Source organism: Aeromonas enterica (assembly GCF_054052465.1).
Genome location: NZ_JBSTYL010000048.1, coordinates 1 through 12,412, shown reverse-complemented (window position 1 = coordinate 12,412; position 12,412 = coordinate 1). Strand labels below are relative to the sequence as shown.

Below are 12,412 nucleotides of genomic sequence, written 5' to 3'. Positions count from 1 at the left end.
TTACGGAAGGGGAGTAAATATCAAAGCGTGTTTGCATGAGGCGCTGGGGCACCCCATGCAACACGTAATTGGGACATAGCCATAAAAAAGCGCGCCTCTTGGCGCGCTTTTTTCATCGATGTCCGGACTACTCGTCGAAGATGCCGAAGTGATCCTTGGCGAAGTTGACTCGCTGTTCCACGTTCATCTTCACCTGGCCCAGCTTCTCTATGGTCTTGAGGTTGGGCACCAGACCGCGGCCGTTGGCGATCTGGATGGCGAGGCCCGGCCGGGCGTTGAGCTCCAGCAGCATGGGGCCGCGGAACTTGTCCAGCACCATGTCGGTGCCTATGTAGCCCAGGCCCGACATCTCGTAGCAGGAGGCCGCCAGGGTCAGCAGGGTGTCCCAGTGGGGCACCTTGAGCTCATAGAGATCGAGGCCGGTATCCGGGTGATGACGCAACGGATTGCCAAACTGCACCGCCCGCAGTGCCCGACCGGTGCGCAGGCACAGGCCCACGCCCACGGCGCCCTGGTGCAGGTTCGCCTTGCCGTCGGAGGCTGCGGTGGAGAGGCGCATCATGGCCATCACAGGGAAGCCCTTGAAGATGATCACCCGGGCATCGGGTACCCCTTCGAACGAGTAGCCATCGAAGACGTCATCGAAGTTGATGAGGCCTTCCACCAGCGCCACGTCGGGCTTGCCGCCCAGCGAGTAGAGCCCGGCCAGTATGTTGGAGACATGGCGCTCCAGATCCTGACCATTGCTGGCGCTGCCGTTTGGCTTGTAGAAGAGACCCTCTTCCTGACGCAGGATCACCAGGATCCCCTTGCCGCCCGAACCGCGCGCCGGCTTGATGCAGAAACCCGGCCAATCCTTGACCAGCTGGGTGATGCGGGTCACGTCATGCTGTTCGCGGATGGTGCCGATCAGTTCCGGCACAGTCACCCCCGCATCCAGCGCGATGCGCTTGGTCTGCAGCTTGTCATCCACCAGCGGGTAGAGGCTGCGCGGGTTGTAGCGGCTGATGTAGGAGTGGTTGCGTTTGTTCATGCCGAGGATGCCTGCCTGGGACAGGCTCCACGGACTGGTGTATTTTTCCCAGAACCACATCTGTTACTTGTCCTTACCCGGGGTGGCGCCAGACTTGATCTCGTTCACCAGCGGTTTGAAACGCTTGAGCTCGCTCAGCTTGTAGCCGGTGTAGTTACCCAGCAGCAGCACGGTCGCCATCAGCACCAGCTGCAGGCCGAGGAAGTTGAAGGTCAGGTGACGGATCAGCTCGTTGTCCATGGCCAGGTAGGCGATGACCGCCACCAGCAGGGAACCACCGCCCTGACGGACGACCTCTTTCGGACCCTCTTCTTCCCACAGGATGGACATCCGCTCTATGGTCCAGGAGAGGATGATCATCGGGAAGAAGGTGATCTTCATGCCGTCGGTCAGCCCCAGCTTGAAGGCGAACGCCGAGAAGATGCCGATCATCGAGATCACCATGATGATGATCGCCGATATTCGGGCCACCAGCAGCAAGTTGAGCCGCGACAGGTAAGAACGGATGATGAGACCAGTGCCGACGATCAGCAGGAAGCCGATCAGACCCGTGATGAGAGAAGTCTGGATGAAGGCGACCGCGATCAGCACGGGCATGAAGGTACCCGAGGTCTTGATACCGACGATGACCCGCAGGAACACCACCATCAGCACGCCGATGGGGATCAGCAGCAAACCCTTGAACAGCGCCTGTTCTTCCAGCGGCAGACTGTGGATGGAGAAGTTCATCATCTCCGATTTTTCGAACTTCTGCGCCAGCGCCACGTTCACCGGTTGCTCCTGCTCGATCATCGAGAAGGTCACCTTGGAGTTGTGGCCACCGGTTACGTCCAGCAGGGCGCCCGAGTTGTATTCCCACAGCAGCAGGTTGGCAGGGCGACCCTGTTCACCGGTTTGCGGGTTGAACAGCTTGTAGTCGGTCGGGCTGTTGAATACCTGCAGGTAATCCACCAGTTCCTGGCGACGACGTCCGTCTTCCAGATTCAGTGCATGCACCACGCGGGCCGGCACGTCGGCGTTGTTGAGCAGCTCGGCGATCAGGTTGGCACGGCTTTTGTGAGACTTCAGTAGCTCGGCGTTCTGCTCCTGTTTCTCGATCTCCTTGATGATCTCACGGGTCAGGGTGTAGCCGTCGGCGGAGCGCTCCTGCGCCCGCTCGGAGATCTGCTTCATCGCGGTGGCGTAGGGCTCGCTCTCGATCTGCTTCTCGATAACGGGGGGCTGGGCCAGCGCTGCCGGCTTGGCATGCTCGTCAGCCATCATGTCGACGCGGTAGTAGAGCTCCTGGCGGCCGGAGGCGGTGCGGATGGACCACTCGGCGCGGGCATCCCCGTCTTTTTCCACGAACGACAGGCCGTAGCCCGGGCTCGCGGCGTTCTCGTTCATCAGGGTGAAACCGGGCTGGGTGCCCGGAATGGCCAGCGAGGCGATCACCGGTTCGCCGGTGGCTTCAAATTCCAGCTTGGCTTCGATGGACCAAATCTGGCGTTTTTCGCCCGGCGTCAGCGGTACGTCCAGCGCGATGTGGTGATACAACGTCATCCCCAAGCCGACAATGTACAGCAGGGCGACCAGCAAATAGAACGGCTTACGGGAAACCATGGATTATTTCACATCCTTGAGCTTGGGTTTTGGTTGGATATATTCGCGGGCCACATCAACCACGGCGATATCTTTCAGGAATTCGCGACCGAGCAGCACGGGGAAGGCCATGTCGCTGCGGTCTTTCAGGGTAAATTCGGCCTTCTCGGTCATGTCGCCGATCCGCACAGCCAGACGCACCACGGGACGACGGTCGAGGTCGTCGGCAGAAGCCTGACGTACCCGCACGTGACGCACCAGCGGCGCTTCGATCTGGATCTTGTCATCCATCTCCTGGTGGCTCAGGAAGAAGCGCACCCAGTTCTTGCCGTTGCGCTCGAAGATGGTGATGTCCTGGGCGCTGATGGAGGAGGTGGTGGCACCAGTATCGACCCGCGCCTGGAAGGCGTCATTGGCGGCGTCTACCCAGATCCACTCGGCTTCACCGACCAGCAGTTTACCATCGACCGTGTGGCCCTGGCTTGGCGCCTGGCACTTCTCGGTCGGGATCACCATGGGCTTGGGTGGCTCGGGCGGCAAGGATTCGAGCTTGCTGTCGACTTTTTTCACGGACTCTTTCATGTTGTTGACATCAGTGTTGAGCTGAACCAGCAAATGCTGTTGCTGCATATACTGCTTCTGTTGCTGTTCCATGGATGTTTGCAGACGTTGCTCGCTCAGATTGATCTCGGTGCGAAGCTCGGCTAGCGTCAAGGTAGGTACCGGGGGCGCTTTCTCCATACTGACACACCCGCCGAGACTGAGCAGGGAGAGCAGGGTCATTCCTTTTAATTTGCTTTTCATGTCATTCATTTAACTGTGCTTCCTGGAATTGGGTCAGTGTAACTTCCACAGGCGCCATCGGCTAGTCTTTGGCCTTTCTGGCAATCAGTACGGCACGTTTCGGCGCCGGGTGTCCTTCCACCGTGAGCGCTGGATCTTGAGGGTCCAGGTAATCGCTCAGGGATTCATTTATCATCCAGTCGGTACGACGCTGTTCGTCGGTGCTGGTCATATTCTCGTCTACTATCCGCACGTCGGTGAAGCCGCAGCGCTCGACCCAGAGCTTGAGGGCCGCGCTTGAGGGGATGAACCAGACGTTGCGCATCTTGCCGTAACGGTCGGTGGGCACCAGCACGTCGTTGACGCCCCCATCGATCACCAGGGTTTCCAGCACCAGCTCACCATCGTCTTTGAGCTGGTTGCGCAGCTGCTCTATGTGCTCGATGGGGGACTTGCGGTGATAGAGCACCCCCATGGAGAAGACGGTGTCAAAGGCGCGCAGCTCCGGCAGTTCCTGAATGCCGAGCGGCAACAGGTGGGCGCGCTGGTCGCCGCCGAGAAAGTGGCGGATGGCCTCGAACTGGCAGAGAAACAGCGGGCTTGGGTCTATGCCGACCGCGAGTTTGGCGCCTTCCCCCACCATGCGCCAGAGGTGATAGCCGCTGCCGCAGCCCACATCCAGCACATAGCGACCGGCCAGCGGGCTGATATGGGGCACTACCCGATCCCACTTCCAGTCGGAGCGCCATTCGGTGTCGATGTGGATGCCGTGCACGGTGAACGGGCCCTTGCGCCAGGGCATGAAGTGGCGCAGCAGGCTCTCGACCTTCTTGCGTTCCCCCTCGCCCAGGCTCTCGGCATGGCCGATCTCGACCCCATGTTGCAGCTCGATGGGGCCGGGCGCGACCGTGGGCAGCTTGTTGAGGGCACGATTCCAGCGCGGCAGGTCCCCGTGCTGGTTGTCATGCTGCCAGGCGTGCAACTGGGCGGGCAGGGTATGCAGCCAGTGGCTCAGCCGGTTTTTGGCGATCAGTTGATAAAAATTGGCAAAGTCGATCATGGCTTAGTTGGCGTCGCTGGATTTGATGGCAATCATGGAACCGAAGTTGAAGCACTGGAACCAGAGATCCTGGTGAACGAAACCGGCGTCCCGCAGGCGGGCTCTGTGTATCTCCAGGCTGTCGGTGCGCATCACGTTCTCGAGGGCGTTGCGCTTCTGGCTTATCTCCAGCTCGCTGTAGCCATTGGCCCGCTTGAAATCCAGGTGCAGATCGATGAGCAGCTCGTTGACCGGCGCATCCTCGAAGCGGAACTTCTCGCTCAGGATCAGGATGCCGCCCGGGCGCAGCCCATCAAAGATGCGCTGGATCAGGGGCATCCGCTTGTCGGGGTCCACGAACTGCAAGGTGAAGTTGAGCACCACCACGGAGGCGTTCTCGATTTCGACGTCGCAGATGTCCGCTTCCACCAGTTCTACCGGCACCTCGGATTTGAAGCCGGAGAGGTGGGCGCGGGCGCGCTCTATCATCGGATGGGAGAGATCCACCGCCGTGATGGCGCAACCCGGCTGGGTCACGTGGCGACGCATGGTCTGGGTGGCGGCACCCAGCGAACAGCCGAGGTCATAGAGCCGGCTCTCGGGCTGGGCGTAGCGGGCGGCCATCATGCCGATGGCGGAGATGATGTTGCTGTAACCCGGTACCGAGCGCTGGATCATGTCGGGGAAGACGTCGACGACCTGTTCGTCAAAGCAAAAGTCCCCCAATCGGGCGATGGGGGCGGCAAAAATCTGGTCTTTGGTATGCATGCTGGCGCAACCTGACAGCCGGTATATGAACCGACTGTTTGTTCAATTGAGTCGTTGGGTGACACCCTTCAGGGTTGTTTTATCACCGGTTTACGAACAGGGTGGCTGGCCGTGAGATCCTTCGGGCCGGCCCTGTTCGCAATGGGCCATCATCCGGGCCCTTGATCCGGAGCCGCGTTGTTTGTTGCAACGAATTGCAGTGGTCAACGACAGGCCCCTTATATGGAGCCGCGCTGTTTGTTGCAATGAATTGCAGTGGTCAACGACAGGCCCCTTGCTTGGGGCGCTAGTGTAGAGGATTGATGGGCGTTTGTCTTGACGCCGAGCCCCGTCCAGCCACAAAAAAGCGGCTTTTTTTACGCATGCCCGATAGCCTGTGAAATGGCTGACTAAAAGCGCAGCACGCCCTGGCGTGCGCGATCGTTTTCCCCCGGCCAGGGGGCCATCTCCTGCCCCAACAGGCGGGTTATCTGGCGGGCCAGCTCGGGTGACTGGGCATTGTCAGCGGTATGTATAAAGAGGTAGAGATCCTTGCCCTCCGCCAGCCACTGACGCCAGTGGGGCAACCAACTGGGCAGGAAGGGGTGATTGGCGGCCGGATCCGGCAGACCGATGAGCCGCACCACGGGGGCGCTGGCGGTGGCCAGCAGATGCACCGGCAGTCTGGGCTTCTTGCCCTGGGCATCTATCATGGCTGCCGTGGTGGCTGGCACAGAGAACAGCGGCCGGCTGTCGAGCATGATGCGGTTGATGCCTTTTTCCATCAGCATACGGTTCAGGCTGCGCTCCGCCTCGCCCTTGGCGAAGAAATCGGGGTGGCGCACCTCGAGGGCATAGCGAAACTGTGTCGGCAGCCGGTTGAAGAATTCAGCGAGACGGGGAAGGCCGCTCGGGCCGAAGCGGGCGGGCAGTTGCAACTTGAGCAGTCCCAGCTTGTCGTGCAGCGGGGTGAGCAACTGGATAAAGTCGCTCACCTGTTTGTCGGCGCTCACCAGATCGCTCTGATGGCTGATTTCTTTCGGAAACTTGAAGCTGAAGCGAAAGTGGGCGGGCACGGCATCGGCCCAGCGTAGCACCGTTTCCGGGGTCGGCGAGGCGTAGAAGGTGGTGTTGCCTTCTACCGTGTTGAACACCCGGGCGTAGTGGGCGAGGTGCTCGGCGGGTTTGGCCCCCACGCCCAATAATTGACCGGGCCAGGCCGGGTGTGACCATTGTGGCAGGCCCAAAAAGAGGCTCATGGCGGATCCTATCTGCGGGTTTATCTCGTTTTGCGCCCATTTTTTGCCTTGAGATGTAAAAAACAGGGCAAAGGGGGCTGCTGGCCATTTTACCCAAATGGGGGTTTTCCTCTATAATGCCAGCCCTTTTGTTTGCCAATTTGTTGTGACTCACGCCGCTGTGCGCATATTGTGGCGACGGTAGCGGCCATGAATTGGCCAAACAACGACGCTTTCCGATGCCCTCTGACCGACTGCCCGGCCGCTTGCCAGCCGCCTCTGGTCGAGCCGATATCGGTGGCAGGTGTCCGATCCAGGGGATCGGACGGTATGAGACAGATTTCAAACCGGGTAAGAACAAGACTCTGGCCAGCTGTGAGACAGACGGTGCTTGCCAGTCGTGCCCGGCGACCCAGGTTCACCGTCTCTCTACAATTTCGAAGGAAGAAGTCCATGCGCTCTATCTATTGCGGACAGGTCAATGAGGCCCATGCTGGGCAGACCATTACATTGTGCGGTTGGGTCCATCGTCGTCGCGACCTCGGCGGTCTGATCTTTATCGACATGCGTGACCGGGAAGGGATCGTGCAGGTGTTCTTCGATCCGGACAAGCCGGACGCCTTCGCCCTGGCCTCCGAACTGCGCGGCGAGTTCTGCATTCAGGTCTCCGGTGTGGTACGTACCCGTCCTGACTCCCAGCGCAACAGCGATATGGCCACCGGTGCCATCGAAGTGTTCGCCCACGAACTCACCATCATCAACCGTGCCGAGCCGCTGCCCCTTGACTTCAACCAGGTCAACAGCGAAGAGGTAAGCCTCAAGTATCGCTACCTGGATCTGCGTCGCCCCGAGATGGCCAAGTACCTGAAGACCCGTGCCAAGGCCAGTGCCTTCGTACGCCGCTTCATGGACGAGCATGGCTTCCTCGACATCGAAACCCCTATGCTGACCAAGGCCACCCCGGAAGGTGCCCGTGACTATCTGGTGCCGAGCCGGGTGCACAAGGGCAAGTTCTACGCTTTGCCGCAATCTCCGCAGCTGTTCAAGCAGTTGCTGATGATGTCCGGCTTCGACCGCTACTACCAGATCGTCAAGTGCTTCCGCGACGAAGACCTGCGTGCCGACCGCCAGCCGGAATTCACCCAGATCGACGTGGAGACCTCCTTCATGACCGCGCCGCAAGTGCGTGAAATCATGGAAGAGATGATCCGCAAACTGTGGATGCACATCCTGAATGTGGACCTGGGCGACTTCCCGATCATGACCTTCGACGAGGCCATGCGCCGTTTCGGCTCCGACAAGCCGGACCTGCGTCTGCCGATGGAGCTGGTGGATGTGGCAGACCTCTTGACCTCCGTCGAGTTTGCCGTGTTCGCCGGCCCTGCCAACGACCCGAAAGGTCGTGTGGCGGCCCTGAAAGTGCCGGGCGGCGCCGAGCTGTCCCGCAAGCAGATCGACGAGTACACCAAGTTTGTCGGCATCTACGGTGCCAAGGGCCTGGCCTGGATGAAAGTCAACGAAGCCGCCAATGGCCTCGAAGGGGTTCAGTCTCCGGTTGCCAAGTTCCTCTCCGATGAGATAGTGCGCGAGATCCTGGCCCGTACCGGCGCCGCCGACGGCGACATCATCTTCTTCGGCGCCGACAGCAAGAAAGTGGTGGCCGATGCCATCGGTGCCCTGCGTCTGAAAGTGGGCCGCGATCTGGGTCTGCTGGAAAACAGCTGGAAGCCGTTGTGGGTCATCGACTTCCCCATGTTCGAGGAAGACAGCGAAGGCGGCCTGGCGGCCATGCACCACCCCTTCACCGCGCCGAGCAACTTGGGCCCGAGCGAGCTGAAAGCCAACCCGCTCAGCGCCTATGCCAACGCCTATGACATGGTCATCAACGGCTACGAAGTGGGTGGCGGCTCTGTGCGTATCCACAACAGCGAGATGCAGTCCACTGTATTCGACATCCTCGGCATCACCCCGGCCGAGCAGCGCCTCAAGTTCGGCTTCCTGCTGGATGCGCTGAAGTACGGTACCCCGCCGCACGCCGGTCTGGCCTTCGGTCTGGATCGCCTCAGCATGCTGCTGACCGGCACCGACAACATCCGGGACGTGATTGCCTTCCCGAAAACCACGGCGGCCGCCTGTCTGATGACAGACGCCCCCAGCTTTGCCAACCAGGCGCAGATGAGCGAACTGGCAATTGCGACGACCGTCAAGGGTGATGAATAAGCCGGCATCCGGCACAGTCCCGGCCGCGCCCAGCGCGGCCTACCCGGTCACTTTGTGTTATTGAAATCTAAAAAATATAACGGAGAGTCTCTATGGCAGGTCACAGTAAATGGGCCAACATCAAACACCGCAAGGCAGCTCAGGATGCCAAGCGCGGCAAGATCTTCACCAAACTGATCCGTGAAATCACCACCTCGGCTCGTATCGGCGATCCGGATCCTGCCAACAACCCGCGCCTGCGTGCCGCGGTGACGGCAGCCCTGACCAGCAACATGACCCGCGAAACCATCAACCGCGCCATCGCGCGTGGGGCCGGTGGTGGCGACGGCGAGCAGCTTGAGACCATCGTCTACGAAGGCTACGGTCCGGCTGGATCCGCCGTGATGGTGGAGTGCCTGACCGACAACCGCAACCGTACCGTGGCGGAAGTGCGTCATGCCTTCAGCAAGAGCGGTGGCAACCTGGGCACCGACGGCTCGGTCGCCTACCTGTTCAGCAAGAAAGGGCTGCTGACTTTCGTCGGTGTCGACGAAGATGCCCTGATGGATGCGGCACTGGAAGCTGGCGCCGATGACGTGGTGACCGAGGAAGATGGCTCCATCGAGGTGTACACCTCCCCGAACGACTTCGGCACCGTGCTGGATGCGCTGGAAGCCGCCGGCTTCAAGGCCCAGAGCGCCGAAGTGACCATGATCCCCTCCACCGAGGCCGAGCTGGATGCGGAAACCGCACCCAAGCTGATGCGTCTGATCGACATGCTGGAAGATCTGGACGACGTGCAGGAGGTGTACCACAACGGCTCCATCTCCGACGAAGTCGCCGCGACCCTGTAATCCGGTCCGTGAACACTCAGGTGGCGACGCTCTGTTCGCCCCCGCTAAAACGGCAGCCTCGGCTGCCGTTTTTCTTATGATGAGCTAGCACCTGAAGATCGTGCTGGCCATGGCATTTCCTCGCCTTAATTTCCCCTTAAGTTTGGCGACTTAAGCTGCCTGCCGTGTCTGGGCGCCCCAGCCCCTTGCCGTGCTTGCCCTCAGGAAGAGGTGCGCGGCAAGCGAGCACTTACAACGGGAGCCCCCATGCAGGGGCCCCAGTCCTGCCTGGTTTGTCGGAGTATCGTTATGCGCATCACCCTGGGAGTGATGAAGGTGAATCTGTTGCTGGTGCTGCTGTTTGCACTGGTGTTCAACTGGCCCATCTTCCTGCACTTTTACCGTATCCTCACCCAGCTGGAGCACGTCAAGGCGGGCTTTGCCCTCTCTATACCCTTGGTGCTGCTGGCCGCGCTCAATGCGGTGTTTCTGCCCTTTACCTTCCGCTATCTGCTCAAGCCTTTCTTCGTGCTGCTGATCCTGATGGGCTCGGTAGTCAGCTATGCCATGCTCAAGTACGGCGTCATCTTTGACGTGAGCATGGTGCAGAACATAGTCGAGACCAACAGCGGGGAGGCGACGGCCTACCTCAATGGCTCGGTCGCGCTCTGGTTCCTGCTGACCGGCGTGCTGCCGGCACTGGCCTTGCTGTGGGTGAAAATAGCCTACCCCAGTCCCTGGTATAAGGGACTGGGGTTGCGCCTTGGCTCCATCGCCCTGTCGCTGCTGTTTCTGGTGGGGGTGGCCGCCCTCTATTACCAGGATTACGCCTCGGTCGGGCGCAACAACAAGTCCCTCGGCAAGGAGATAGTGCCTGCCAACTATGTGCACGGTCTCTATCGTTACGCCACGGATATCCTGTTTGCCACCCCCATCCCCTATCAGTCGCTGGGGATCGATGCCAAAGTAGTGGGGCAGGGCAGCAAGCCGACCCTGATGTTTCTGGTGGTGGGGGAGACGGCGCGCAGCCAGAACTACTCCCTCAACGGTTATGGGAAGCAGACCAACAGCTTCACCGCTCAGGAGGCGGGTATGGTCTCGTTTCGCAACGTGCGCTCCTGCGGCACTGCCACGGCCGTCTCCGTGCCCTGCATGTTCTCCAATCTCACTCGGCGCGGATATGACGACACCCTGGCCCAGTCTCGGGACGGTATGCTGGATGTACTGCAACACGCCGGTGTTTCCGTGCTGTGGAAGGAGAACGATGGCGGCTGCAAGGGGGTGTGCAAGAACGTGCCCACCATAGACATAGAGGCCAAGGCGTTCCCGCAGTATTGCCAGAAAGGCTCCTGCTACGACGAGGTAATGCTGGAGGGGCTGGATCAGCAGATAGCGCAGATGAAGGGCAACAAGCTGGTGGCCTTCCACCTGATGGGCAGCCACGGCCCGACCTACTATCGCCGCTATCCCGCCAGTGAACGGGTCTTCGTGCCGGACTGCCCGCGCAGCGACATCGAAAACTGCACCAATGAAGAGCTGGTCAACAGCTATGACAACACCATACGTTACACCGACAAGGTGGTGGCACGGCTGATCGACAAGCTCAAGACGTTGCAGAACGATTACAACGTGGGGTTGGTCTATCTCTCCGATCACGGCGAATCCCTCGGTGCCATGGGGCTTTACCTGCACGGCACCCCCTACAAGTTCGCGCCTGACGATCAGACCCGGGTACCGCTGCTGACCTGGCTCTCCCCCCAGTTGCAGGCAGATCGCCGGCTGAACATGGATTGCCTGCAGCAGGAGGCGGCCAGCCAGCGTTTCTCCCACGACAACCTGTTTCACTCCATGCTGGGCATCATGGATGTGCAGACCAAGGTGTATGACGGTGCGCTTGATCTGTTCAAGCCGTGCCGGGCGGGGTAAAATGTTCGCTCTAAAAACATTTCGTATAGCAAGTAAAGGTGTGTTGTTGTCTAGCTCTACTTTACTACACCCAAGTAATAGTAATAACTCGAGAACAAAAGGCACACGGGTTTCACTGACATACAGCTATGGGCCAGCGTTGTAGTGGTCAACTAAATCCGGACACTTGGTTAGGCCGATCCTTGGCTTTTGCTGGCGGCATCCCGTCATTGTGTTGATGTGGACGCCGCCAGTTGTAGTAATCCATCAGGTAATAGCTGATATCCCGCTTCGCTTCCCACAGGCTCATGTATCCCGTTACCGGGAGCCACTCTGACTTCAGGCTCCTGAACAACCGCTCCATCGGGGCGTTGACGCTCCTATGTCAACAAGCTCGCGCTGAGTCAGCTAAATCGGCCAAGATCAAAGGGTAGAGTTCCCTGACGATATAGCGTTTCAAGCAACGCTGGATCTTTTTCGAAGATAAGCCTTGGGCGCTACGTCGTGCGACGTAAGATTGGGTTTGTGGATCTCCCCGCATCCGGACCATTGCAATCGTCCATAACGCATTATTTGCTGCACGGTTACCACCTCGGTTTAAGCGATGTCGTACGGTCTTTCCCGAGGATGCGGGTAAAGGGTTAACCCCACATCAGTAGTACCCAGTGGCCTCACTCGTGCGCATCCCTTTGCACAATCAGCGGGCTTGCGTTTCCAGAGCCGTTCACGAACATCCTGGGGGGCACTGACAAGCAATGCTCTGAGTTGATTCATTGTCTGCGTTTTGGCTTTGACGGCGCTGCGTCTGGCTACTGATACCACTCGCATCATTTCTGCCGCGCCTGACTGGGTCTTTGCTATCGCGGTAGCACTAAACGGATCGCGCTGCACTTTCAGCATCGGTAGGAGCCGATTTCCCCTGAAGCCTGCGTTTGGAGCGGTCAGGGCGATGAACTTCGAAGGGCGTTGTTTCCCAAATCGGAGTGACCTGAATTGAACTTATGGTGGAGACGGTGATCTGATCACCAAATCCCTCTTCAAATCAGCATCATGG

Annotated in this window: 9 protein-coding genes and 2 pseudogenes; 3 read left to right on the top strand and 8 right to left on the bottom strand. The window is 59.6% G+C overall.

Features of this window, described 5'->3' with window-relative positions; translation table 11 throughout:
* Window positions 1-127 precede the first annotated feature (127 nt).
* The 6 genes from ACW5XD_RS23640 to ACW5XD_RS23615 form a co-directional block, all read right to left on the bottom strand.
* Window positions 128-1,093 carry an alpha-L-glutamate ligase-like protein gene (locus ACW5XD_RS23640; protein WP_043141648.1) on the bottom strand — a complete coding sequence of 322 codons (966 nt, stop codon included), beginning with the start codon at window positions 1,091-1,093 and terminating at the stop codon, window positions 128-130.
* 3 nt (window positions 1,094-1,096) lie between these two features.
* Entirely contained in the window at window positions 1,097-2,635 is a 1,539-nt protein-coding gene (locus tag ACW5XD_RS23635) for an inactive transglutaminase family protein (protein WP_456496981.1), read from the bottom strand.
* Between the two features lie 3 nt (window positions 2,636-2,638).
* Window positions 2,639-3,427 carry an ATP-dependent zinc protease family protein gene (locus tag ACW5XD_RS23630; RefSeq protein WP_456496980.1) on the bottom strand — a complete coding sequence of 263 codons (789 nt, stop codon included), beginning with the start codon at window positions 3,425-3,427 and terminating at the stop codon, window positions 2,639-2,641.
* A 52-nt stretch (window positions 3,428-3,479) separates the two neighbouring features.
* Entirely contained in the window at window positions 3,480-4,457 is a 978-nt protein-coding gene (cmoB, locus tag ACW5XD_RS23625) for a tRNA 5-methoxyuridine(34)/uridine 5-oxyacetic acid(34) synthase CmoB (protein WP_290017070.1), read from the bottom strand.
* Between the two features lie 3 nt (window positions 4,458-4,460).
* Complete coding sequence (gene cmoA / locus ACW5XD_RS23620) at window positions 4,461-5,204, bottom strand: carboxy-S-adenosyl-L-methionine synthase CmoA (RefSeq protein ID WP_456496979.1); 744 nt, start codon at window positions 5,202-5,204, stop codon at window positions 4,461-4,463.
* A gap of 389 nt (window positions 5,205-5,593) precedes the next feature.
* Entirely contained in the window at window positions 5,594-6,442 is an 849-nt protein-coding gene (locus tag ACW5XD_RS23615; protein ID WP_456496978.1) for a DUF72 domain-containing protein, read from the bottom strand.
* Between the two features lie 432 nt (window positions 6,443-6,874).
* On the opposite strand from ACW5XD_RS23615, the gene aspS reads away from it, so the two are divergent.
* From aspS to ACW5XD_RS23600, 3 genes are all read left to right on the top strand, one after another.
* Window positions 6,875-8,641, top strand: a complete 1,767-nt coding sequence (gene aspS / locus ACW5XD_RS23610) for an aspartate--tRNA ligase (protein WP_456496977.1) — start codon at window positions 6,875-6,877, stop codon at window positions 8,639-8,641.
* Window positions 8,642-8,733: 92 nt separating this feature from the next.
* Complete coding sequence (locus tag ACW5XD_RS23605; RefSeq protein WP_456496976.1) at window positions 8,734-9,474, top strand: YebC/PmpR family DNA-binding transcriptional regulator; 741 nt, start codon at window positions 8,734-8,736, stop codon at window positions 9,472-9,474.
* A 288-nt stretch (window positions 9,475-9,762) separates the two neighbouring features.
* Complete coding sequence (locus ACW5XD_RS23600) at window positions 9,763-11,379, top strand: phosphoethanolamine transferase (protein ID WP_456496975.1); 1,617 nt, start codon at window positions 9,763-9,765, stop codon at window positions 11,377-11,379.
* 148 nt (window positions 11,380-11,527) lie between these two features.
* Here ACW5XD_RS23600 and ACW5XD_RS23595 read toward each other — a convergent pair.
* Both ACW5XD_RS23595 and ACW5XD_RS23590 read right to left on the bottom strand, forming a co-directional pair.
* Window positions 11,528-11,731 (bottom strand): annotated as a pseudogene (locus ACW5XD_RS23595) (integrase core domain-containing protein); the annotation flags it as partial.
* 12 nt (window positions 11,732-11,743) lie between these two features.
* A pseudogene (locus tag ACW5XD_RS23590) lies at window positions 11,744-12,010 on the bottom strand (transposase); the annotation flags it as partial.
* Between the last annotated feature and the right edge of the window lie 402 nt (window positions 12,011-12,412).